Raw genomic sequence first — 22,616 nt, forward strand, 5'->3', positions numbered from 1 at the left:
GCGGCCGACGGGCGGTTGCCGCCGCCCGAAACGGTGTCTGGACGATGCCGCCTCCCACCGCCGCCGGATCGGACGCAGTCCGCCAACCCGGTCATTCCTCGTATCCACGCCAGGACGCTCACGTGAAACGCTTCTACCTCTCCGGACAGCGCACGTTTCGCAACCGAGGTTGCGAGGCCATCGTGCGCAGTACGGTCGCCCTGCTGAAGGAACAATTCGGCGACGTCGAGGTGCTCGTGCCCTCGGTCAACATCGCGCGCGACAGCGAGCAGTGGCCGAATGCCGCCGATGACGGCGTCCGCCTCGTGCGCGCCTACCTGCCGCCGCCGTCGCGCTACTGGGTGCAACTGCAGAGCCTGCCGCTGCCGCTGATCAAGCGCGCCGGCTGGCCCTTCCCCATGCCGCGCTGGTTGCGTCGCCAGCTCGAATCGGTCGACGCCGTGCTGGCCGTGGGTGGCGACAACTATTCGCTCGACTACCGCATCCCCTCGCCGATCATGAGTGTGGACGGCTGGGCCATGGACATGGGCAAGCCGGTGATGCTGTGGGGCGCCTCGGTCGGTCCGTTCGAGCGCGAGCCCGAGTTCGTCGAGCCGGTCACGCGCCACCTGGCGCGCATGCATTTCGTGGCGGCCGGCGAGTCGATGAGCCACGACTACCTGGTCCACAAGCTGGGCCTGCGCAACGTGATCCGCATGGCCGAGCCCTCGTTCATGCTCGGCAAGGAGCCGGTCGACCTGGCGCCGTTCTGGCCGCGCGGCGAGGGCCACGTGCTGGGCCTCAACGTGAGCCGGCTGATCGAACGGCACAAGCGCCAGGACAAGGACCTGCACGCGGAACTGGCGGCATTCATCCGCCACGCGGTGAAGGAACACCAGCTGGGCGTGCTGCTGATCCCGCACGCCGACCCGCTGCGCGAAGACACGCGCGGCGGCGACGCGGCGTACATGGAACCGTTGCTGGCGCGGCTGGCCGACCTGGGCGACTCGGTCAAGATGATGCCCAACGACTTCAACGCGGTGCAGACCAAGTACGTCATCAGCTACCTGCGCTTCTTCATCGGCGCGCGCGCGCATCCGGTGATCGCCGCGCTCTCCAGCGGCGTGCCCACGGTGTCGATCGCGTACAGCGTCAAGGCCTGCGGGATCAACCGCGACATGTTCGGCAACCAGGAAATGGTGCTGCAGGCACGCAACCTTTCCTCGACCTCCCTGCGCGAGGCGCTCGATCACCTGGTGCAGCGGGAGGACACGCTGCGCAGCCTGCTCGAACAGCGCACCACCGAGTGGCAGCTCGCCGCGCGGGCGGCCGCCGCACGCATCAACGACTGCCTGTGCTGACCCCGGGAGCCTCCATGGAAACGCTGATCGCAGGAAACACGGTGCGCCCGACCCTCGCCCTCGACGACAAGGTGGCGCCGGTGAGCGTGGTGGTGCCTTGCTACCGCTGCGTCGACACCATCGGTCCGGCGGTGGCATCGGTCGCCGCGCAGCAACTGCCGCCGGCCGAAGTGCTGTTGGTCGACGACTGCAGCGGCGACGGCACGCTCGAGCGCCTCTACCAGGTGGCCGCCGAATACCCGGATGGCTGGGTGCGTGTCTTCACGCTGGCGCGCAACGGCGGGCCGAGCGCGGCGCGAAACCACGGCTGGGAGCACGCTCGCCAGCCGTACATCGCTTTCCTCGACGCCGACGACACCTGGCATCCTGAAAAGCTCGCGATCCAGATGCACGTGCTTGCGGGCGATCCGGGCATTGCCCTGCTGGCACACGCCATGAACGTACAGGCGCGCACCGACCCGCCGCCGGAGGTGCGCCGTCCGATCGCGGTACGCGTCCTGCCCAACCGCTTGCCGCTGATGGGCAGCCCGTTTCCCACCGCCTCGATGCTGCTTCGGCGCGACCTGCCGTTCCGCTTCGACGAACGCCGCCGACGCGCGGAGGACTTCATGCTCTGGGCGCAGATCCTGCTCTCCGGCTACCGCTGCGCGCGGATCGAACCCGTGCTGGCGTCCTGGCACAAGCCGCCGTTCGGCGCCGGCGGCCTGAGCGGCGACATGGAAGCGATGTACGCCGCGGCGATCGACGTGCGCCGCACGCTCCACGAACAAGGCCTGATCGGCGGCGCGCGCATGCGCGTGGCCGCCGTGCTGGGCGTGGCCCGCTACGCGCGCCGGCGCGCCATCACCTACGCGCGCCGGTTCTCCGCGGGCACGCGCTCCACCGGCACGCGTGCCACCCATGCCGACCAGGCGAGCTGACGATGAACACCACCAGCACCATGGACCAGCCCCTCGCGTACTCCGACAGTCCGACCAACACCAATGCCCGAGTGCTGCTCGGGCTGATGCTGGTGGCGGCGGTGATCGTCGTGGTCACCTTTGCCGTGGCTACCCGCGGCAACATCGGCACCGACACTTCGGTCTACGCCAGCTTCTTCGAAAGCCTCCAGCACCATGGCGAAACGGACAGCCGCTTCGAGCCGGTCTTCTACTACCTGAGCGTGATCCTGGCCGCCACCGGCATGAGCTTCACGGGCTACGAGGGCGTGATGTTCCTGGTGATGATGGGCACCGCGCTGGTGGCCACCCGCCGCTACCACACGTTCCTGGAGAGCGAGACCGGCTACACGACCTTCCTGGCCGCCTCGCTGCTGTTCCTGTTCATCTCGCCGGTGATGTCCAACGCGACGATCAACGTGATGCGCCAGGGCCTCTCCTCGCTGCTGGTGTTCACCGCGCTGCTGGCGTTCTACCAGCGCCAGTGGCGTGCGTTCATCCTGTGGGGCCTGCTGGCCACCGGGTTCCACTACTCGGCGTTGCTGTACCTGTTCTTCGCGCCGGTACTGCTGCTCAATACCAAGCTGCTGCGCGTGGCCGGCATCCTGGCGTTCCTGGCCTACTGCAGCGGCGTGACCATGGTGCTGGTGCGGGCGCTAGTGCCAGCCGTCTACACCATGGTGATGGCCTATGACGCCGGTTCTTCCTACAAGGCCGGCGTGCGCCTGGATTTCGCGGTGTTCTCGCTGTTCTGGTACGTGTTGCCGTGGGTGGTCGCGCCGTTCGTGCGCGAGCCGGTGCGCGAGCGCATCAACCAGAGCACCGCGATCTACCTGGTACTGATGCTGCCGTTCTTCGCGGTGGGCTGGGGCAACTTCTCCAACCGCTACCTGTTGCCGGCGTGGTTGTCGGTATCGCTGATCCTGGCCGCGATCTGTTGCGACAGCCGGTTTTCGCCCCTGCGCAATCCGGTCGTGCTGCGGATGGGGCTGGTCGCTGCGGGCGGCGTGTTCTGCTACTACGTCACCCACGGCGTGGTGCTGTGAACCGCCTGCCGCCGCTCCCGAAGCGCGCGTGTGCCGTCCCTCCGGCGGCCGCGACCGCGGCGCTTCACCCGTCGCCTGCATCGCGATTGCTATCTGTAAACGCGCGCGCGCATTGCGGCCCGCGGCCATAAGGCGCGTCCCGATGTCCGCCCCAGTCATTCCACGCCAGCCCAGGGCGTCTGCAAAGGAAGCCACCATGTCCACCGCCACCGCCGTGCAGGATGCCGATCCCCGCATCAAGCTCCAGGCTTCGCCGTACCGTTACGACGCGGATTTCGCGCCGCTGTCGGGGCAGGCTGGCGGCAGGCCGATCGACCCGGTTTCCGTCGCCGACGTGCTGCGCAATGCGTTCGTGTATCCGCCGCATACGATCTATCGGGATGTCCGGGTGGCGGTGATCGGCTTCGACCCGGAGCTCGACCTGCATGCGGCGCCCGAATACCGCTTTCCGTTCCGCTCCTCGCCCGCGCCGAAGCGGCCGACCGAACAGGTCGCGGACGAGGACTCGCTGCTCGAAACCTACCACCGGCTGCTGTGCGAGGCGGTCACGCGCTCGACCGCTGGCATGCATACGCCCTGGATGCTGCAGAGCGGCGGCAAGGATTCCAGCTCGCTGGCGATCGCAGTCGCCGAGGCCCGGCCGGACACCACGTGCCTGACCTACCTGGGCGGGCGCGAGGAGGACGAGGTCGAGTCCGCCCGCGCGGTCGCGCGGCAGCTCGGCCTGCGCCACGAAGCGCTGGTGTGCCAGCCGGCGCGCGCCTACGACCGTTACCTGGCGATGGTACCGCGCCTGCCGCTGCTGTCGGCCGACTTCGCCATGCTGTCCTATGCCGATCTCACCACCGAAATCGCCGGCGCCGGCGGTGATGGCGTCATCGACGGGCTGGGTTCGGACATCTATTTCGGCACGCCGGTGGATGCGCGCAAGAGCGCGCTGTTCCGCATGGCCAGGGATCTGCCGGTGCCGGCAAAGCTGTTCGAGGCCGGCCCGGTCAGCCGCAGCTTCGTCGCCTGCTTCGTGCTGGCGACGCTGGGCATGGACCCGTTCGAGCGCTACTTCCCCGGCTCGCGCTTCAGCGACGCGGAAGTCGACCGCCTGCTGGGCCGCCCGGTGGCGTCGCAGTCGCGCCAACGCCTGCGCGTGTTCCAGGAGGAACTTGCCAACGCCCGCACCATCGAGGCGCGCAAGCGTGTCACGCTGGCGATCGTCGAGGCCGGCGCGGGCTTTCCCAAGGGCCAGTACACCACCAGCGCGCTCGGCCTGCGCCAGGCCTATCCGTTCTGCGACCCGCAGCTGGCCGAATGGGTCTATCGCGAGGTGCCCGACGCGCAGCTGATCGACCGCGACGGCCACAACAAGCCGCTGGTGCGCAAGCACATCGCGCGTCGCTTCGGCGAGCTGCCGTACGTGCGTGCCAAGGGCTGCTTCCGCTTCGACCTGTGCGGGCTCGCCGCGGAACGCTTCGAGCAGGTGCACGCCTTCGCCGTGGAAGCGCGCGACCTGGTGCCGGGCGCCGCACGCTGGCTGGAGGATTACCGCGGGCGCATGGGCAACAAGTTCTTCGCCTCCAAGTTCTACCTGCTGGCCGTGGTGCTGCCGTGGCTGCTCAGCCGCGCCGACGCGCCGGCGCAGAGGCCCGACGCATGAACGGGCCCGACGCCAACGCGCGCCGCCTGTTCCTGCAACGCGCCCTGGCGCTCGCGGGGGCCGCGCTGTTGCCGGCGTTGCCCCGCATCGCCACCGCGGCCGCCAACCAGATCGACGTGCGCGCCAAGGGCGCGCGCGGCGACGGCAAGACCGACGACACCACCGCGATCCAGGCCGCCATCGACGCCATCGCCGCCACCGGCGGCACGGTGCACGTGCCGGCGGGCAACTACATGATCGATGCTGCGCGCGCGATCAGCCTGCGCTCGAACATCCGCCTGGAAATGGCGCCGGACGCGCAGTTGACCGCGCTGCCCAACACGCTCAAGCGCTACCACGTCATCCGCGTCTGGCGGGTGGACAACGTGCAGATCGTGGGCGGCCGCGTGGTCGGCGAGCGCGACCAGCACCGTGGCGACAAGGGCGAGTGGGGCTACGGCATCAACATCCAGGCCTCGCACAACGTGCTGGTCCAGGGCACCCGCATTTCCGATTGCTGGGGCGACGGCATGTGGATCGGCGCGTTCGGCCGCGGCGCCAAGGCCGACATCTCCACCGACGTCACCGTGCAGAACGTGGTGTGCACCAACAACCGCCGCCAGGGACTGTCGCTGGGTCCGTGCCAGCGCGTGCGCATCCTGGACAGCACCTTCAGCGACACCAACGGCACCAAGCCGCAGTCCGGCATCGACCTGGAGCCGATGGGGCAGGGCGAGGTGAAGGACGTGCTGATCCAGGGTTGCACGCTGACCGGCAACAAGGGCTGTGGCGTCGAGATCCACCACAGCGTGTCCGGCGTGGTGATCCGCCGCTGCACGATCCGCGACAACGGCGGCTTCGGCGTGCTGGCCGCGCAGATGAACGACCTGTGGGTGGACGACAACGTCATCACCGCCAATGGCATGAGCGGGGTCAAGCTCGCCGGCCACACCAGCGACGTGAAGGTCACCGACAACACGCTGTCGGACAACAGCACGCATTCGCTGCGCCGCGCGCTCAAGGCGATGACCTCCGGTGGCGGTGGCGACCATCCCGCGCAGCTGCACATCGGCGACAAGACTTCCAACGTGCAAGTGTCGGGCAACAAGTTCTAGCGCGGCACGCGCCCAGGAGCGCAACAGCAAAGGATCCGAGCGATGAAATTCGTCTTCTACGCCAACACCGACTGGTATCTGTACAACTTCCGCCTGTCGACCGCGCAACGGCTGCAGGCCGATGGCCACGACGTGGTGATGCTCTCCCCGCCCGGCCCGTTCGGCGGGCGCTTTGCCGCGCGCGGCTTCCGCTGGATCACGCTGCCGATGGACCGCGCGAGTCTCAACCCGCTGCGCGAAGCAGTGACGCTGCGCCACCTGGTGCGCATCCTGCGCCGCGAGAAGCCGGACCTCCTGCACAACTTCACGGTCAAGTGCGCCGTTTATGGCGGCGCCGCGGCGCGCATGGCCGGCGTGCCGGCCACCGTCAACGCGGTAGCCGGCATGGGCTACGTGTTCACCAGCAACGATCTGAAGGCACGCTGCCTGCGGCCGATGGTGCAGGCCTTGATGCGCGGTACGCTCGACCATCGCCGCTCGCTGCTGATCCTGCAGAACCCGGACGACGCGGAGATCTTCCGCCGCTCGCGGCTGGTGGCGCGCGATCGCATCCACGTGATCCGCAGCTCCGGCGTGGACACCTCGCGCTTCCGTCCCAGTTCGATGTCCGGCCGCGATGGACGCCTGCGCGTGCTGCTGGCCGCGCGCCTGCTGTGGGAGAAGGGCATCGGCGAGTACGTCGAGGCCGCCCGTCAGCTCAAGGCGCAGGGCCGCGACATCGAGTTCGTGCTGGCCGGCGCGCCCGACCCGGGCAACCCGCGCTCGGTGAGCGACGAGCAGGTGGGACGCTGGGCCGCGGAAGGCGTGATCACGTGGCTTGGCCACGTCGAGGACATGCCCGCGCTGCTTTCCACCATCGACGTGATGGCGCTGCCCAGCTATTACCGCGAAGGCGTGCCCAAGAGCCTGATCGAAGGCGCCGCGGCGGGACTGGCGTTGATCACCACCGACCAGCCCGGTTGCCGCGAGGTGGTCACGCGGCACGGCATGGACGGTCTGGTGGTGCCGCCGCGCAACGCCACGGCGCTGGCCGCGCTCGTCGCGCGGCTGGACGACGACCGCGAACTGCTGGCGCGCCTGGGTGCGAAGGCGCGCGAGAAGGCGATCGGCGAGTTCGACGAGCGCGCGGTGATCCAGCGCACGCTGGACGTCTACGAGCGCCTGCTGGGCACGGACATGCCCGGTGGTTCGCTGGCCGGCTCGGCCTCGTAGCCCTCCACGCAAAAGAAATCGGGCATCCGCGCGCAGCTTCGCCCCCTGCGAACAGCAGAAAAAGAAAACGCCGGGGCAGCGTGGCTGCCCCGGCGCGAGGTCGTGCGCTTGCGCGACAGCCTGGCGGCTGCCCGTGGCGCGGTTTACTTCCGCTTGGGCGAAAGCGTGTTGTTGGACTGGCTGATCGAGTAAGTCTTCTTGCCGATCTGGATGTCGCGGCTGGTGCCGCCGCCGGCGCTCGTCGCCGACATGTAGCGGGTGCTGTTGTACTGCAGCTTGTTGTTGCTGATCGTCACGTTGTGGGTCTTCGCGCTCATGCGCAGGCCCGCCAGGCCGTTCTTCGTGGCGTGGTTGCCATTGAGCTGCATGTGGTGCGCGTTGATCGACATCAGGCCGAAGCCGCGGTTGCCGCTGAACGTGTTGCCTGCGAACGTCACCTGGGAAACGTGGGCATGCATCTCGATGCCGTTGCCGTTGTTGCCCGAGATCAGGTTGTTCTCGAGGCGGATGGTGTCGGCCGGGCCCTGTTCCTGCGGCTCGAAGTCGATGCCGGCCTCCGGCAGCGTGCCCTTGGTGTCCTTGAAGGTGCTGTTGACGATGTAGACGTGCTGCGCCGGACCGATCGACAGGCCCTGGCGGCGGTTGTGCGAGGACGTCACGTTGTTGAGCGTCACGTAGTTGGAGCGGTCCAGGCTGCCGTTGCGGCCCAGGGCACCGATCCACATGCCGTCGCCCCAGAACTCGGACAGGTGCACGTTGCGCACGAGCACATGATCGGAGCCGGAGATGTTGATGCCGTAGCCCCACTCGCCGCGCGTGCCCTTGTGGCGGGCGCGGTCGCCGGTCATCTTGCCGCCGACGATCTCGACGTTGTTGGCGTTGTGCACCTTGACCACCCAGTAGCGGCTGGCGCCGTTGGGGATCACGCGAAGTTCTGCGCTCGGGTCGAGCTTCAGCCGCGTATGTGAATGCAGCTTGAGCGCCTTGGTGGCGTCGATCATGTAGCGGCCGGCCGGAACGAAGACGGTGCCGCCGCTGCTGGGCAGCGAATCGATCGCCTTCTGGATGGCGGCCGTGTCGTTGTGGGTACCGTTGCCGCGGGCGCCGAAGTTCTTGACGTTGACGGTGCGCGAACCGATCGAGATATTGGGGGTGGCGTCCCACCAGGAAGCAGCAGCAGCAGGAAGTGCCACGGCAGACAGTGCCAGCGAAGCGGCGATCACCAGGGGCTTGGCAAACAGCGAGCGCTTGGCGGTCTTCTTCGCGGAGGACTGGGTGTCGTGCAAATTCATCATCAGGAGTTGACCCTCTCGTCACGTGAAAGTGACGCGAACCATGCATGACCTTCACGGACCCTAACAAGCTCGACCATTGGGTGCCGTTCATGAAAATTGCACGGCCCTCCGACGGGCTCGGGGCAGTTCCGTGACACGCTCGTAACCGTTTCGTTTTACGTTCGCGATCAAGGCGTTAAGAAGCGGGTGGAAAGGCGCCCGGGTCCCCGATCCTCCAGGCGTGACCGACAGACGGCACGGACATGCCCACGGGAGTCGGAAACTAGCGCTCGTCGAGGGTTATGCACGCGTTCTTGACGCTGTTCCGGCCCCTTGTGCGTCCGCGCCTCCACGCTTTGCAAGAGGCACAGCGAGAGCCGCGGCGCATGCGGTTCGAACAGCGCCCCCTCAAAAAAAAGCGCCGGGCATCGCTGCCCGGCGCTGTTGTGTGCAAAGGCCGTCCTGGCCTGGCCAGCCCTTAACCGTTGGGCGTGAGCTGGTTGCCGGAGACCGAGATCGAGGACGTCTTCTTGCCGATCTGGATATCGCGGCTGTCCGCGCCGCCGGAGCTGCTCGGCGACATGTAGTGCGTGCTGTTGTACTGCAGCTTGTTGTTGCTCACGGACGAGTTGTGCGTCTTGCCGCTCATGCCCACGCCGGCCAGGCCGTTGCGGGTCGCGTAGTTGTTGCTGACGTGCAGCTGTCCCGGGCCGATGGCCAGCGAGCCGAAGCCGTCGTTGCCGCTGAGCGTGTTGCCGGTGATGGTCACGTTCGAGACGTTGTAGTGCAGCTCGATGCCGTTGCCGGCGTTGCCGGAGAAGGTGTTGTTCTCCAGGCGGATGGTGTCCGCCGGGCCCTGGTCCTGCGGTTCGATGTCCAGGCCGGCCTCGGGCAGCGTGCCCTGGGTGTTCTTGAAGGTGCTGTTGACGATGTAGACGTGCTGGGACGGCCCGATCGACAGGCCCTGGCGGCGATTGTGCGAGGAGGTGACGTTGTTGACCGTCACGTAGTTGGAGCGGGTCAGGTTGCCGTTCGCCTTGACGGCGCCGATCCACATGCCGTCGCCCCAGAACTCCGAAAGCACCACGTTGCGCACGAGCACGTTGGAAGAGCCGGAGATGTTGATGCCATAGCCCCACTCGCCGGTGTTGCCCTTGTGGTTGGCACGGTCGCCGGTCATCTTGCCGCCGACGATCTCGACGTTGTTGACCTTGAAGGCCTTGACCACCCAGTAGCGGCTGGCGCTGTTGGGGATCACCTTGAGCTCGGCGTCGGGGTCCAGCTGCAGGCGCGTGTGCGAATGCAGGGTGAGCGGCTTGAGCGCGTTGATCATGTAGCGGCCGGCCGGGACGACGACCGTGCCGCCGCTGCTCGGAAGCGAGTTGATGGCGGACTGGATGGCGGCGGTGTCGTCATGCGAACCGTTGCCCAGCGCGCCCTTGTTCTTGACGTTGACGGACGCCGAGCCGATCGAAATGTTCGGCGTCGCGTCCCACCAGTTGGAAGCGGCAGCGGGGAGTGCCACGGCAGACAGCGTCAGCGAAGCGATAGCGATCATCAAGTGCTTTTTCATGGAGAAATTCCGCTTGGTGGTGCCCGGCTTGGCCGAGGACTGGGTGTCGTGTTGATTCATCATCAGGAGGTTGACTCTCTCGTCACATGGAAGCGACGCGGAAGATGCAAGTCCTTCACGGGACTAACAAGCTCGACCATTGGGTTCGGTTCATGGAAATCGGGCGGACCGGTGCGCGCCGGATCGTTGGCGCACGCGGCCTGGCAGGCGATACGAGCGGATCGGCGCGCCCGTGCAATCGGATCGGAAAAGACCGCGATGACGGGCCCGCGGGGGGGGGCAGCGTCGAGGCAATGGCAGGCAGGCGGGTGCCTGCGCGCGAGCGTATGCAGGAAAGCGGCGCTTCCTATACCTCCGGTTGACGTGCCTCGCTATTCACTGAATAGGTGCCTAGGACGGCACCTTCAAAAGCGGCCGCCGGAACAGCCCCGCCGCGCCGAAAGTCTGCAATCCCGCTTGAGGTCTCGTCCCCACTTCCGTGCCGGGCAATCCGGGCGCGTTGATCCCTCGAGACCCGCTAGCCCCATGGAGGACCAACCATGATTTCAAGAAGGCGCTTTCTTCAGTCGTCCGCTTCCCTTGCCCTGTTGCCGCTCCTGCCGGGCGTGGTCAGGTCCGCCGATACGATCGTGCGCACCCGGCCCAGTTGGGACACGTTCTGCACCGGCCCCCTGTACGAGCCTTTCGTCGCCGCGATCGGCGCCATGCGGAACAACCGAGGCACCACCACGCCCGCGAACTGGGGTTACTGGGTGGACGTCCACGTCAATTTCTGTCCCCACCGCAGCCCGTACTTCCTCGCCTGGCACCGCGGATTGCTGTATCGCTTCGAGGAAAACCTGCGCACTGTTTCGGGCATCCCCGACATGGTGCTTCCGTACTGGGACTACTACACCCATCCGAAAGTCCCGCCGGAGTTCCTGGACACCACCTCGCCGCTGTGGCGCAAGGAGCGCACGGGCGACGATGTCACCGAGGCGCTGAGCCTCGATCCGTTCGCCGACGACGTGATCAATTTCCAGCGCGGCAGCGGCAACGCGTTCGAGACCAAACTCGAGAACGCGCCGCACAACCCGGTGCACAACCTCATCGGCGGGGCGATGGGCGACATCATCATTTCACCCCGGGATCCGCTGTTCTGGGTGCATCACGCCAACATCGACCGGTTGTGGCTGGCCTGGTTCGAGGCCGGCGACGGGCGCCAGATGCCGCGGGCCTACCAGAACTACTGGCAGGGCTCCTTCCAGTACGGCGATGCGGTGGACGAGGTGCCGCGCGTGTGGGCCAGGAACCCTTCCCGGTACATGTTCTACCAGTACGAAAACCAGACCATGCCCGCCGCGCTCCCGCCCACCGAGCCGCCGCCGCCCACCTCCACGTCGGCGGTACGCGCCACCTCGCTGTCGTCGTTCTCGGCTCCGCGTACGGCGCCGCTGCGGCCGGCGAGCGTGCGGACCACCGCGCTGGGCGCATCGGAGCCGCTGGTGCTGGACGAACACTCGATTACCGTGGACGTTGCGCTCACCACCCAGGACGCCAGCCAGGTGCGTTCGCTGCTGCTGCGCCCGACCGGTGCGCAGGCCACGGCGAAGGCCGATCCGCTGCGCCTGGTGCTCGATGGCGTGCAGCTCACCGGGCTGGGCGCCAAGGGCGGGTATTTCTACAGTGTGTTCGTCAACCTGCCCGAACAGGCGGGAGTGAACCAGCCCGAGCGCAAGTATCTGCTCGGCATGCTGGGCTCCTTCGAGATCGGCGTGGCGCAGATGCAGGCGGCCATGCAGGGCAAGGGAATGCAAGGCATGCAGGACATGCACGGGGCAGGCAAGCCGGAAGTGCGCTTCGTGTTCCCGCTTAGCAAGGCGCTGCGCGGCATCTGGCCCGCGGACCTGGACAAGCTCAGCATCTCCTTCGTGCGGGCGAACGGCCGTGCCCATCCGGCCAAGGGCGACACGATCCACCTCAAGTCGTTGCGGGTGGAAGCCGATAACTAGCCATCGGACGTGACGCATCGGCCGGCCCGTGCCGGCCTGCCAAGGGCGCCGTAGCGATACGGCGCCCTTTTTCCGTGTGGGGCGCATGCCTCCGCGCCAAGAGGTTTCCGGTGGCGTGCAACGGGTGACCGGAGTCATCCCGTGAAAGCTGACAGGCGCCTGTCTGTGTGCCCTGCAGCCCTTGTGTGATGCGGTTCTCGCCTGTCACGACAGGCTTCGGGGCCGCCCGGGTACGTTTTGCCAACGTGATCATGTTTTGTTCACTTGGGGTCCTCTGTCGAGCTTGCTTAGGTACGTGACGATCGCGCATTTTTTGCGTGAGCTTCGCGTGACGAAGTGCTACCCGACAAAAGACCCGAGATCCCGTTGAACATGAACACTTCCGTTAAGAATCAGCAGCTTGCCGTCGCCGGCCGCGCCTCCGTCACCGCGAAGAACCTCGTGAAGAAGCCGTTGATGCTGGCGTTCGCCGCGCTGGCCCTTTCCGCCGTCGCCGCGCCTTCGTTCGCCGCCGACTGGTGGACCGCCATGCCCAAGCCGGTCATCGGCAAGACCATGACCGTCGACGTGCGCACCAAGGGCGCCCTGGGCGACGGCGTGCATGACGACACCGCCGCCATCCAGGCTGCCGTCGACTCGCTGCCGACCAGCGGCGGCACGGTATTCGTGCCGGCCGGCCACTACATGGTCAACGCCACCAAGCCGATCAAGCTGCGCTCGCACACCCGGCTGAAGATGGATCCGGCCGCCACCCTGGAAGTGATCCCGACCAGCGCCAGCCGCTACATGGTGATCCAGGTCTACAACGCGACCGACGTGCGCGTGGTCGGCGGCAACCTGATCGGCGACCGCACCAAGCACCTGGGCGACACCGGTGAGTGGGGCTACGGCATCAACGTCACCGCCTCGACCAACGTCGTGCTGAAGAACGTCAATCTCTCCAACTTCTGGGGCGACGGCGTGTGGATCGGCGCCAAGGACGTCAACAAGGTGCACGTGCGTTCGGACTACGTGACCGTCGACGGCATCGTGTCGAGCAACAACCGCCGCCAGGGCCTGTCGATCGGTCCGTCGCAGCACGTCTACATCGTCAACAGCACGTTCCAGGGCACCAACGGCACGCTGCCGGAAGCCGGCATCGACATCGAGCCGATGACCGAGGGTGAGACCAACGCGATCCGCCTGGAAAACAACACCTTCGCCAACAACCACGGCAACGGCATCGAGCTGCACGCCAACATCGCCGACATCGCCATCGTCGGCAACACGATGAAGGGCAACTACGGCTTCGGCGTGATGGGCATCGGCGCCCCGTACGTCACCGTCACCGGCAACTTCATGACCGAGAACGGCCTGGCGGGCGTACGCCCGAGCGGCAAGTCGCATGACTGGCTGATCACCGGCAACACGCTCAAGTACAACAGCACCCGCTACATGTCCGCGACCAAGGAAGGCGGTTCGCTGAGCCGCGACATCCAGTTCAGCAAGGGCTCGTACAACATCACGGTGCACGACAACCTGTACTCGAACTCCAAGTACAACACCTACACCCGCTAAGCATCACCGGCTGGGTACTCCCCGGGGCAGCCTCATGGCTGCCCCTTTTTTTTGCGCCGGTCGACCGGCCGCCGGGCATTGACGATGCATTGATCCGGTCCGGTCAATGCTAGGTCGTTAAATTTCCGAACGGTCGAGGTCGGTCATGAACAGCGGGCATGAAGCTCAAGCCGTCCTGGAAGGGGGCGCACGGGGCCGGGTCACGCCTTCGAGGGCGCTGGCGCCGGTGAGCGTGGTGGTACCCTGCTTCCGTTGCACGGCGACCATCGACGACGCGGTCGCGTCGATCGCCGCCCAGACGCTGCGTCCCGCCGAGGTACTGCTGGTGGAGGACGCCAGCGGCGACGACACGATCGAGGCCTTGCACCGCGTCGCGTCCGTCTATGGCACCGACTGGATCAAGGTGATCGCGCTTCCCGCCAACCGCGGGCCCTCGCACGCGCGCAACACCGGCTGGCAACAGGCCCAGCAACCCTACATCGCCTTTCTCGACGCCGACGACACCTGGGGGCCGCGCAAGCTGGAGTTGCAGATGGCCGCGCTGGAAGCCGATCCCGAGATCGCGCTCATCGCGCACCAGATGCTGGTGCGACCGCGCGGGACGGTGCTGCCGGCGCCACAGTCGCCGGTGGGCGTGGACATCGTGGGACGCGGAACCCTGCTGGTGCGCAATCCCTTCCCGACGGCCTCGGTCGTCCTGCGGCGGGACCTCCCGTTCCGCTTCGACGAGGAATTCCGCCGATCGGAGGACTACCTGCTGTGGTCGCAGATCGTGCTGTCCGGCTACCGCTGCGCCAAGATCGACCAGGTGCTGGCCATCTGGAACCGGCGCGAGGACGGCGAGGTGGGCTTGAGCGACGACTTCGACGCGATCCACCGCGGCCGGCGCGACCTGCGCCGCAAGCTGGTGCGCCAAGGCCTGCTCAGCAGGCATGAGTATGTCTTCGCCAGCACCGTCGGCCTGGTCAACAAGATGCGCCGCACCGTGGCGCGCACCCTGCGCGGCCGGACCCACGCCCCCGCCTGAGCGCGCTTCGTGCCGGAGCCTCCGGGGGCGGGGAGCGGCGTCGGGCGAGCCAGGTTCACGCCGCCCCGCGGGCGCCACGCAGACACTTCGTCCACGTTCCTGTCGAAAGAATGTCCGGGCATCGCCGTGCGCCTGCGCCGCCGCGCGGCCATCCTGTTCCTGCGGGCAAGTTAGGAAGACTGCCATGATCGTTTCCCACAAGCACAAGTTCATCTTCCTCAAGACCAACAAGACGGCCGGCACGTCGATCGAGATCGCGTTGTCGAAGTTCTGCGGTCCGGACGACATCATCACGCCGATCTCGCCGGTCGATGAGGAAACCCGGCGCTCGCTGGGCTACCGCGGTGCCCAGAACTACCTGGCGCCCTGGTACGAATACGGCCTGCGCGATGTCGCGAAGCTGGCGTTCAAGGGCAAGCGCAAGCTGCGCTTCTACAACCACATGACCGGGCGCGAAGTGCGCGAGTACATCGGCCGGGATGCCTGGAACGGCTATTTCAAGTTCTGCTTCGAGCGCAATCCCTACGACCGGCTCATCTCGCACTACTATTGGTGCAACCGCTCCGAGCCGCGTCCGCCGATGTCCAGCTTCATCCGCACTCCGCGGGCGATGATGCTCAAGCACCGCGGCTTCGACGTGTACACGCTCGGCGGCAAGGTGGCGGTCGATCGCATCTGCCGCTTCGAGTCGATCGCCGACGAGCTTGAAGAGGTCCGCCGGATCATCGGCCTGCCCGAGCCGCTGCAATTGCCGCACGCCAAGGCCAAGCACCGCAGCGACAATCGTGGCTACCGCGAAGTGCTGGGCGAAGAGGAGCGCAGCTGGGTGGACCAGACCTTCGGCGACGAATTGCGGTTGCTGGGCTATCACTACTGAGATCGCCGCGCCCCTCAGGCTCCCTCTCCTTGGGGGGCGACGGCTCGATCAAGGTGCGCCGGGAATCCGCGCACTTGCGGTTCTTGAACGGCGATTTCACGGCAAAACCCCAATCATCCGGCAGGCAAGACGGGTCGCGCGGGCGCCCTTGCGCAGGGCAGCCCGCGGGCGCCGCCTGCCGCTTGCGAAAGCGCGGCCGGCCTGCAATCCGTACGACTTGAAGGGTTTGGCTTGATGGATCCGATCGACCGCAAACACGGCAACCGGCAAGAGGCGCGCATGAACCTCAGCGTGGTGGTGCCCGCTTACCGTTCCGAACGCTGGGTCGGTCGGACGATCCGTTCGGCGATCGCCGAGGGTGTTGCCGAGCGCAACGTCATCGTGGTCGAGGACGGCGTGCTCGACGGCACGGGCAAGGTGGTCCAGGCCACCGGGGCGCGGTTGTTCTCGCTGCAGCAGAACGGCGGCGCGCCGCATGCGCGCAACCTCGGCCTGGCCCAGGTGGACACCGATTATGTGATGTTCCTTGACGCTGACGACTACGTGGAGAACGGTCTGCTGGCCGGCCTGGTCGACGCGATGGAGCGCGAGCGCGCGGACGTGGGCATCGGCCCGTGGGTGTATGACGGCGAAGGGCGCGAGCGCGGGATGCTGCGCCAGCCACCGGCGCTGGACAACGGCGAGCGGATCTTCCACTGGGTCATGCACGCGTTCTTCCCGCCCTGCTGCATCGCCTGGCGCACCGACGCGATCCGCTCGATCGGTGGCTGGGACGAGCGGCTGCGCAAGGACCAGGACGGCGAGCTGATGATCCGCGCGCTCATCCGCGGTTTGAAAGTGGCGATCTCCGACCAGGGCAACGGTGTCTACTGGCAGCATGACTCACCCCACCGCGTCACCAAGGCGCAGATCAAGGACGTGATGTACGCGGCCGACGTGGTGTTCGAGCAGATCGAAGGCTGGGTGCGGTCGCGGCTCTCCGGCGGCAACGGGCAGGACGAGCAGTTCGCCCTCGGCCGGTTCTGCTGCAAGACCGCCTGGGTGGCCTACGCCTACGGCGACAGCGCGTCGGGGGCGAAGTGGAGCGCCAAGGCGCGCGAGTTCGGCTTCCACAACCGCGGCTACAACGCCCGCAGCGCGCTGCTGGCCTCGTTCCTTGGCATCCGGATTTCCTCGCGCATCAAGGCCGGCACCAGTTCGGTATATCGACGCATCGCGCAACGATAGGACTTTCGATGCGGCGCAACGGCGACCAGTCGTCCCGGTACCGTCGCTATACGGCCGATTCACGCCGTTCCCTCCAACGTTCGCGACCCCGGCCTACGGTCGAGCCCGCCTCTGATTCACCTCCCATGACAGACACGCACGTAAGCGCCGCCCACCACGCCCTGTTCGAAACGGAACACCTGCACCAGGACCTGCGCAAGCGCAGCGTGCGGGGTGCGGCGGTGACCGTTTCCAGCCAGGCGGCCCGTCTGTTGCTGCAGGTCGGCGGCATGGCGGTGCTCGCGCGTTTGCTGCTGCCGGCGGATTTCGGCGTCTACGGCAAGACCATCGCGCTCACCGGCTTCATCACGACCATCCAGACCGGTGGCCTGTCGCTGGCGACCGTGCAGCAGGCCGAGATCAACCATGGCCAGGTCAGCACGCTGTTCTGGCTCAATGCTTTGCTGGGCCTCACCGCCGCCGCGCTCGTTGCCGGACTCAGTCCCGCAATGGCGTGGTTCTACAAGGACCCGCGCGTGCTGGCCCTCGGCCTGGCCATGGCCGGCGTGGTGCTGATCAGCAGTCTGGGCGTGCAACACCGCGCGCTGCTGCAGCGACAGATGCGCTTCACGCAGAAGGTGAGCGGCGACCTGGTGGCGCTGGTGGCGGGCTTCGCCGCCGCCGTCCTCGCCGCCTGGCTGGGCGCCGGCTACTGGGCGTTCGTCGTGCAGCAATACACCATGGCGCTGGTCACGCTGGCGATGCTCTACGGCTTCTGCCGCTGGGTGCCGGGGTTGCCGCGCCGGCGCAGCGGCGTGCGGCCGATGGTGAAGCTCGGCGCCAACCAGAGCGCGTCGAGCATCCTCAACTTCGCCAACCGCAACGTGGACAACGTGCTTATCGGCCGCTACATCTCCGATGCGGCGCTGGGTTTCTACACGCTGGCCTATCGCCTGCTGCTGCTGCCGATCCAGCAGATCAACGCGCCGCTCTCCTCGGTCATGCTGCCCGCGCTGAGCCGCCTGCAGCACCAGCCCAAGCGGTTCTGCCGGTTCTACTACCGGGCGCTGGGGGCGATCGTCTTCGTCGGCATGCCGATCGTATGCTTCCTGTGGGTGGATGCGCGCTCGGTCATCGAGCTGGCGCTGGGGCCGAAGTGGCTGCCGACCGTGCCGCTGTTCCAGGCGCTCGGCGTCGCCGCCTTCATCGGTACCTTCAACATTGCCGGCAACTGGGTCTATACCTCGCTGGGGCGTACCGATCGCCGCTTGTTCTGGCAGGCCATCGCCACACCGGTGACACTGGCGGCCTTCTTCATCGGCCTGCCCTGGGGCGCGTTCGGCATCGCCGTCTCGTTCAGCGCCACCCGCGTGCTGCTGGTGGTCCCCTCGCTGCACAACGCCTACCGCGGTACGCCGGTCGACCTGTGGACCACGGGCAAGACGCTGGCGCGGCCGGCCGCCACCTCCATCGGTGCCGCCTTCGTGCTGTGGGGCCTCCACCAGGTGACGGGCGAATGGCCGGCGCCGTGGGTGTTCCTCGACGCGCTGATCTATGGCGGGCTGTACCTCGGCGCGTGGTTCGCCGATGCGTCCGGGCGGGCGCACGTGCGGGATCTGATGTCGGTGCTGGAGGAGTTGCGCTCGCGCAAGCGTTGAGGGCGTTTCGCGGCGCGCCGCGATTCCCCGGACCCAAGGGCAAGGAGGGCACCATGCAGGGAACATGGCTTCGCGTGTCGCGACCGCTGCGTGAGGCAGGGGCGGGCCTGGTCCGCTACTGCCGCCACCGCACCGCGGCGGTTTTCCCCAGTCCCGTCATCTTCGGCGGCAGCCCCAAGTCGGGCACCACGGCCATCGCGGCGCTGCTGGCGGAGGCGACCGGCCTTTCGCTCAGCAACGATCCGTTCTGGCGCGTGCTTCGCAGCGACGGCGACGGCTTCCTGCTGCCGGACGTGCTGGAGGGAAACCTGCGGCTGGACGCATTCGTGCGCAAGTACCCGGCCTACTTCTCCGCGCAGATCGTCAAGGACCCCGACTTCGCCTTCCTTTACCGCGAACTGCAGCAGGTGTTCCCGGAGTCGCCGCAGGTGTTCATCGTGCGCGATCCGCGCGAGAACATCCGCAGCATCCTCGACCGGCTGCACATGCGCGGCGACCTCGAGCGCCTGGGCCCGGCCGAGAACCGCACGCTCGCCCGCGAGGGCGGCTGGCGCGCGATCCTGGACGGCCGTGGGCTGGGACTGGACGGGCGCGCGAACTACATCGGCCGGCTGGCGCAGCGCTGGGCGCGCGGGGTCGACGCGTACTTCGCCGCGGGTACGCCGGTGCACCTGGTGCGCTACGAGGATTTCCTGGAGGACCGGGCAGCGTTCATCGCGGACCTGGCCGACCTGCTCGGCCTCGAGCTCAGGACCGACGTCAACGAAAGGCTCGCCCGGCGACCGGTCCATCACGGCTACCGCTCCCTTTCCACCGAGACATTCTTCGGCAAGCGCAACCTGTCGATCATCGAGCGCACCTGCGGCGAGCACATGGCGAAGTTCGGCTACGCCTGACGGAAGCCGAACAGGCATCCGGCGGGCATCCGGGCAGGGCCAGGGAGCCCGACCATTCACCCGGTTGCGACGGCACGGATGGCAACGTCTGCAGCGTTGCGGCCGAAGGCCAGGCAACGGCAACCCATGGGGGTGCCGGCATCCTCGCTTCCGTTGCGAAGGGGCGCCGGCAACGCCCGAACACCCGCAACGACGTGCATGACGCCTAGCCGTCGCACACCACAACCGCGCGTACCCGGTACCGCACACAAGGAGGATCCCAAGGTGACGGCCAAAGTTTTCTGCATCGGTTTCCACAAGACCGGAACCACCAGTCTCGCCGAGGCGCTGCAAGTGCTTGGCTACCGGGTGACCGGGCCGAACGGGGTGAGGGATCCGGACATCGCCAACCGGGTGCGCCCGATGGCCTGGGAACTGGTCGAGAAGTACGACGCGTTCCAGGACAACCCCTGGCCGATCCTCTACAAGGAGCTGGACGCGCGCTACCCGGGCAGCAAGTTCGTGCTGACCGTGCGCAGCACCGAATCATGGATGCGCAGCCAGCTCAAGCATTTCGGCGAACGCGAGACGGCGATGCGCAAGTGGATCTACGGCGACGCCCACGGCTGCCCGCAGGGCAACGAGGAGGTCTACGTCCGCCGCTACGAGATGCACAACCGCGAAGTGCTGGAATACTTCCGCGACCGTCCGGACGACCTGCTGGTCATGGAACTGGCCAAGGGTGACGGCTGGGAAAAGCTGGCCCCGTTCCTGGGCAAGCCCATGCCCGCCATCGCGTTCCCGCACGCCAACAAGGCCGGCGATCGCGCGCTGGTCGCGAAGCTCCTGAAAAAAGGCAAGGCGCAGCTCGCACACATGGGCGTGCACCTGGCCTGATGCCCGCATCCGTCGCGCGGCCTGGCCGCGGCGACGGGTGGGAGGGCGGCTCGATCCGGGTTGATGCGCGGACAAAAAAAACGCCCCGTTCGGGGCGTTTTTTCTTATGCGGGTCAGGTCATCCCGCGCGTTGTCGCCGTTCGCGCCCCGGCGTCAGGCCTGCGCCAGGTGTTCCGGCCAGCCGAACCGCTCGCCGAGCGACCGGTCCCAGTCCCTGGGGGTGAATACGTAGGTACCGGCGCCGGGCGTGACCGTCAACTCGCCGACGTAGACCTTGCCCTGGTGCACGTAGAAGTCCACGCGCAGGTAACCGAACGGTTGCGCGAGCTTTTTCGCCAGCGCCAGCATCTCGGGCAGCGCCTGGGGTTTCTCGGTCGTACCGGTGCTCGGCCGCAGCAGCGGCAGATCCATCTGGAAGGGCGCCGGCGACCAGTCCTCCAGGTACAGCTGCTGCTCGAGGTCGCGGAAGCGGCCGTGCATGTGCTGGATGAAAACGAACGGTTCCTGCCCCGACGCATTGAACACGTTGAACTTGTAGTCGTCCGGCGCGTCGCCGCCGTCCAGCAGCGCCTTTTCGAAAAGGATCTTCGGCGGGATCGACAGGTAGTGCTTTTCCCGGCTGCGCGAGGCCGCGCCCGCGGCGAGCCAGCCATTGGCCAGGGCGGACAGCTGCACCAGGTCTTCCTGGTGCTTGTCGCGGATGATCTTCACCTGCCCGAAGCCGTTGCTCGTCTTCATCACGAACGCCCGGGGCAGGGCGTCGAAGGTTTCGGGCGTGACCACGTCGCAGGAAAGATAGGCCGGCACCACATAGTCAGAGCCGATCGTCCTGGCCACGTAGTCCCTGGCCGCGACCTTGTCCGCCAGTGTGGTGAATACCGGCTCCGGATAGCGCATCCGGTAGAAGATCTTTTCGGAGAAGCGCTTGGGGTTGCGGAAGTTGCAGAACCGGCCGTGCACCTGCAGCGACTTGTACTGGTAGAACCCAGCGTCGGGGAGCGAATTGAACAGGCGCTTGATGGCCTTCTTGGGCGCGAGGATCTTCATGACGCTCTCTCTTCCTGTCCTTCCGGCAACACGTCCATGGACGGTACGCAAGGCTGGTTTCGTGCAATCCGACGACGCGCCTGGTCGGGCTACCACCACTGCCCGAAGGCGGTGGGGCGACTCTACTTCAAGGCCCTGGGATCGTCATCACGGCGCACGCCTGCCGGTGAGTGCGTCCAAGGCGACGACGCGTTGCGTTCTGGTAGGGGCATCGCCTGCACGTGGGCGCATGGGAAACCTACCGCTTTGTGGGGGGAAGCCGGGCGGCGTGACCGGCCGCAAGATTCAGATTGCCTGTCGCGCCCGTTGCGCCTGGTCGCAGGCAGCCCGGGCGCTCGGTGCGAGGTACCCGAACTTCTCCACGATGAACCGGTCGCGGTCGCCGACGAGCTTTTCCGTCTCCGCGTCGTAGTAGTAGGCCGGGCCGCGCTTCTTGGACGAGGTATTGGTCTTGGGCCGTTCCATCAGTTCGGCCGCCTTCTGCTTGGGTACCTCGACGTTCGCGGCCCGCAGCGCCTCCAGCAGGTCGGTCTCCAGATGCTCGTTCCTGATGAAGCGATCGACGAAGCAGTGTTGCCGCTCGTGCTCGATCAACTGCTTCGGCGTGGTGACGGTCCTGAGCGTGCCGAACTGGTTCTTGCGGCAGGTGAACAGCCGCATGTAGCGGTAGGTGAGCAAGCCCGCGAAGCGGTTCAGCGGGCAGCTCCAGTAGCCCTCGCCGATGTCGCGCCAATAACCCGGGTCGTGGAGCATGTGCACCCACTCGCGGAAGGCCGCCGGATCGTTCACGTCGCGGAAGGTGTGCTTCCACTCCTTCGCATGCCAGTTCGGTCGCATGCCCATGACAAGCCGCAGCGTCGAGAAAAAGTCGCGCTTCCAGCCATGGTCGCGCCAGCGGATGCCGGGCGTGCTCAGGTTGCTGTAAAGGTCGCCCCGCCCGTCGCAGCAATAGGCCCAGAGCGAGACGTGCCAATCCCAGGGGTCGCGCACCGAACCGAGGAAGAACCGGTCGCCGGCGAACAGGTCCGCAGGCGCCTGGTTGTGCCGCATGACCAGGCGGCCGCCGACGATCTCCTTGAGCAGGTTGCGGATGTGCGTGCACCCGGTCTTCTGCAGTTCGAGGAAGACGATCCTGTCGGAAACGAACATAGGGGCTCCAGGTTGCTTGGTCCGACGCGCCACGCCCGTCGACGCACGCGCGCCCGCGCCGTGGCGCGGGCAGGCATCGGGGCCGACAGCGTGTCGCGTCCGTAGGGGCGATCACCGTAGATGGGAACGTTGCCATCCGGACTGTCGTAGAGGGGTGAACTGCTGACCTCGCTTGTGCCGCGCGGCAGCCGCCGATTCACCCGC

At 67.0% G+C, this 22,616-nt stretch carries 18 protein-coding genes; 14 read left to right on the forward strand and 4 right to left on the reverse strand.

From position 1 onward, the window contains the following. Window positions 1-122: 122 nt before the first annotated feature. The 6 genes from ACFWZ1_RS02690 (at window position 123) to ACFWZ1_RS02715 (ending at window position 7,281) form a co-directional block, all read left to right on the forward strand. On the forward strand, window positions 123-1,340 hold the full coding sequence (locus ACFWZ1_RS02690; RefSeq protein ID WP_231323423.1) for a polysaccharide pyruvyl transferase family protein: 1,218 nt from the start codon (window positions 123-125) through the stop codon (window positions 1,338-1,340). A gap of 14 nt (window positions 1,341-1,354) precedes the next feature. Continuing rightward, window positions 1,355-2,260, forward strand: a complete 906-nt coding sequence (locus ACFWZ1_RS02695) for a glycosyltransferase family 2 protein (protein WP_439665360.1) — start codon at window positions 1,355-1,357, stop codon at window positions 2,258-2,260. 2 nt (window positions 2,261-2,262) lie between these two features. Next, window positions 2,263-3,324: an EpsG family protein gene (locus tag ACFWZ1_RS02700; protein WP_439665361.1), complete on the forward strand. Its 1,062-nt coding sequence runs from the start codon at window positions 2,263-2,265 to the stop codon at window positions 3,322-3,324. Between the two features lie 196 nt (window positions 3,325-3,520). Further along, window positions 3,521-4,975, forward strand: coding sequence for an asparagine synthase-related protein (locus ACFWZ1_RS02705; RefSeq protein ID WP_231323428.1), 1,455 nt, complete (start codon window positions 3,521-3,523; stop codon window positions 4,973-4,975). Continuing rightward, entirely contained in the window at window positions 4,972-6,069 is a 1,098-nt protein-coding gene (locus ACFWZ1_RS02710) for a right-handed parallel beta-helix repeat-containing protein (RefSeq protein WP_439665362.1), read from the forward strand. The genes ACFWZ1_RS02705 and ACFWZ1_RS02710 overlap by 4 nt, the downstream gene beginning before the upstream one ends. 42 nt (window positions 6,070-6,111) lie before the next feature. Further along, window positions 6,112-7,281 carry a glycosyltransferase family 4 protein gene (locus tag ACFWZ1_RS02715; protein WP_439665363.1) on the forward strand — a complete coding sequence of 390 codons (1,170 nt, stop codon included), beginning with the start codon at window positions 6,112-6,114 and terminating at the stop codon, window positions 7,279-7,281. A gap of 143 nt (window positions 7,282-7,424) precedes the next feature. Here ACFWZ1_RS02715 and ACFWZ1_RS02720 read toward each other — a convergent pair whose 3' ends face one another. Together ACFWZ1_RS02720 and ACFWZ1_RS02725 are read right to left on the reverse strand one after the other, a co-directional pair. Beyond that, window positions 7,425-8,576 (reverse strand): right-handed parallel beta-helix repeat-containing protein, encoded by a 1,152-nt coding sequence (locus tag ACFWZ1_RS02720; protein WP_231323433.1) that lies wholly within the window; start codon window positions 8,574-8,576, stop codon window positions 7,425-7,427. Window positions 8,577-9,033: 457 nt separating this feature from the next. Beyond that, window positions 9,034-10,128 (reverse strand): right-handed parallel beta-helix repeat-containing protein, encoded by a 1,095-nt coding sequence (locus ACFWZ1_RS02725; protein ID WP_439665364.1) that lies wholly within the window; start codon window positions 10,126-10,128, stop codon window positions 9,034-9,036. Window positions 10,129-10,832: 704 nt separating this feature from the next. Here ACFWZ1_RS02725 and ACFWZ1_RS02730 point away from each other — a divergent pair. The 8 genes from ACFWZ1_RS02730 (at window position 10,833) to ACFWZ1_RS02765 (ending at window position 20,216) form a co-directional block, all read left to right on the forward strand. Further along, window positions 10,833-12,119, forward strand: coding sequence for a tyrosinase family protein (locus ACFWZ1_RS02730; protein ID WP_231323436.1), 1,287 nt, complete (start codon window positions 10,833-10,835; stop codon window positions 12,117-12,119). 372 nt (window positions 12,120-12,491) lie between these two features. Then, window positions 12,492-13,676: a right-handed parallel beta-helix repeat-containing protein gene (locus tag ACFWZ1_RS02735; RefSeq protein ID WP_439665365.1), complete on the forward strand. Its 1,185-nt coding sequence runs from the start codon at window positions 12,492-12,494 to the stop codon at window positions 13,674-13,676. 226 nt (window positions 13,677-13,902) lie between these two features. After that, a complete protein-coding gene (locus ACFWZ1_RS02740; protein WP_439665366.1) occupies window positions 13,903-14,703 on the forward strand; it encodes a glycosyltransferase family 2 protein in 801 nt (266 codons plus the stop codon). 184 nt (window positions 14,704-14,887) lie between these two features. After that, window positions 14,888-15,580 (forward strand): sulfotransferase family 2 domain-containing protein, encoded by a 693-nt coding sequence (locus ACFWZ1_RS02745; protein WP_231323440.1) that lies wholly within the window; start codon window positions 14,888-14,890, stop codon window positions 15,578-15,580. A 234-nt stretch (window positions 15,581-15,814) separates the two neighbouring features. Further along, window positions 15,815-16,807: a glycosyltransferase family 2 protein gene (locus ACFWZ1_RS02750; protein ID WP_231323442.1), complete on the forward strand. Its 993-nt coding sequence runs from the start codon at window positions 15,815-15,817 to the stop codon at window positions 16,805-16,807. 125 nt (window positions 16,808-16,932) lie between these two features. Then, window positions 16,933-18,444, forward strand: coding sequence for a lipopolysaccharide biosynthesis protein (locus ACFWZ1_RS02755; RefSeq protein ID WP_231323444.1), 1,512 nt, complete (start codon window positions 16,933-16,935; stop codon window positions 18,442-18,444). A gap of 53 nt (window positions 18,445-18,497) precedes the next feature. Beyond that, window positions 18,498-19,340 (forward strand): hypothetical protein, encoded by an 843-nt coding sequence (locus ACFWZ1_RS02760; protein ID WP_439665367.1) that lies wholly within the window; start codon window positions 18,498-18,500, stop codon window positions 19,338-19,340. Window positions 19,341-19,604: 264 nt separating this feature from the next. Next, on the forward strand, window positions 19,605-20,216 hold the full coding sequence (locus tag ACFWZ1_RS02765; RefSeq protein WP_439665368.1) for a sulfotransferase family protein: 612 nt from the start codon (window positions 19,605-19,607) through the stop codon (window positions 20,214-20,216). A gap of 153 nt (window positions 20,217-20,369) precedes the next feature. On the opposite strand, the gene ACFWZ1_RS02770 is transcribed toward ACFWZ1_RS02765, so the two are convergent. Both ACFWZ1_RS02770 and ACFWZ1_RS02775 read right to left on the reverse strand, forming a co-directional pair. Next, window positions 20,370-21,263, reverse strand: a complete 894-nt coding sequence (locus tag ACFWZ1_RS02770; protein ID WP_231323449.1) for an ATP-grasp fold amidoligase family protein — start codon at window positions 21,261-21,263, stop codon at window positions 20,370-20,372. A gap of 285 nt (window positions 21,264-21,548) precedes the next feature. Then, the gene (locus tag ACFWZ1_RS02775; protein ID WP_231323451.1) at window positions 21,549-22,412 is read right to left on the reverse strand and encodes a hypothetical protein; all 864 of its coding nucleotides are present in this window, start codon (window positions 22,410-22,412) and stop codon (window positions 21,549-21,551) included. Window positions 22,413-22,616: the final 204 nt, after the last annotated feature.

The organism is Frateuria sp. GZRe14 (assembly GCF_051900395.1).
Lineage (GTDB): Bacteria > Pseudomonadota > Gammaproteobacteria > Xanthomonadales > Rhodanobacteraceae > Frateuria_A > Frateuria_A edaphi.

Excerpts from the sequence above, each read along its gene's own strand:
- ACFWZ1_RS02695 (WP_439665360.1), top strand. The coding sequence starts at position 1,355 with ATGGAAACGCTGATCGCAGGAAACACGGTGCGCCCGACCCTCGCCCTC.
- ACFWZ1_RS02735 (WP_439665365.1), top strand. The coding sequence starts at position 12,492 with ATGAACACTTCCGTTAAGAATCAGCAGCTTGCCGTCGCCGGCCGCGCC.
- ACFWZ1_RS02750 (WP_231323442.1), top strand. The coding sequence starts at position 15,815 with ATGGATCCGATCGACCGCAAACACGGCAACCGGCAAGAGGCGCGCATG.
- ACFWZ1_RS02720 (WP_231323433.1), bottom strand. The coding sequence starts at position 8,576 with ATGATGAATTTGCACGACACCCAGTCCTCCGCGAAGAAGACCGCCAAG.
- ACFWZ1_RS02710 (WP_439665362.1), top strand. The coding sequence starts at position 4,972 with ATGAACGGGCCCGACGCCAACGCGCGCCGCCTGTTCCTGCAACGCGCC.
- ACFWZ1_RS02770 (WP_231323449.1), bottom strand. The coding sequence starts at position 21,263 with ATGAAGATCCTCGCGCCCAAGAAGGCCATCAAGCGCCTGTTCAATTCG.
- ACFWZ1_RS02755 (WP_231323444.1), top strand. The coding sequence starts at position 16,933 with ATGACAGACACGCACGTAAGCGCCGCCCACCACGCCCTGTTCGAAACG.
- ACFWZ1_RS02705 (WP_231323428.1), top strand. The coding sequence starts at position 3,521 with ATGTCCACCGCCACCGCCGTGCAGGATGCCGATCCCCGCATCAAGCTC.
- ACFWZ1_RS02730 (WP_231323436.1), top strand. The coding sequence starts at position 10,833 with ATGCGGAACAACCGAGGCACCACCACGCCCGCGAACTGGGGTTACTGG.
- ACFWZ1_RS02775 (WP_231323451.1), bottom strand. The coding sequence starts at position 22,412 with ATGTTCGTTTCCGACAGGATCGTCTTCCTCGAACTGCAGAAGACCGGG.
- ACFWZ1_RS02700 (WP_439665361.1), top strand. The coding sequence starts at position 2,263 with ATGAACACCACCAGCACCATGGACCAGCCCCTCGCGTACTCCGACAGT.
- ACFWZ1_RS02760 (WP_439665367.1), top strand. The coding sequence starts at position 18,498 with ATGCAGGGAACATGGCTTCGCGTGTCGCGACCGCTGCGTGAGGCAGGG.
- ACFWZ1_RS02725 (WP_439665364.1), bottom strand. The coding sequence starts at position 10,128 with ATGAAAAAGCACTTGATGATCGCTATCGCTTCGCTGACGCTGTCTGCC.
- ACFWZ1_RS02715 (WP_439665363.1), top strand. The coding sequence starts at position 6,112 with ATGAAATTCGTCTTCTACGCCAACACCGACTGGTATCTGTACAACTTC.
- ACFWZ1_RS02745 (WP_231323440.1), top strand. The coding sequence starts at position 14,888 with ATGATCGTTTCCCACAAGCACAAGTTCATCTTCCTCAAGACCAACAAG.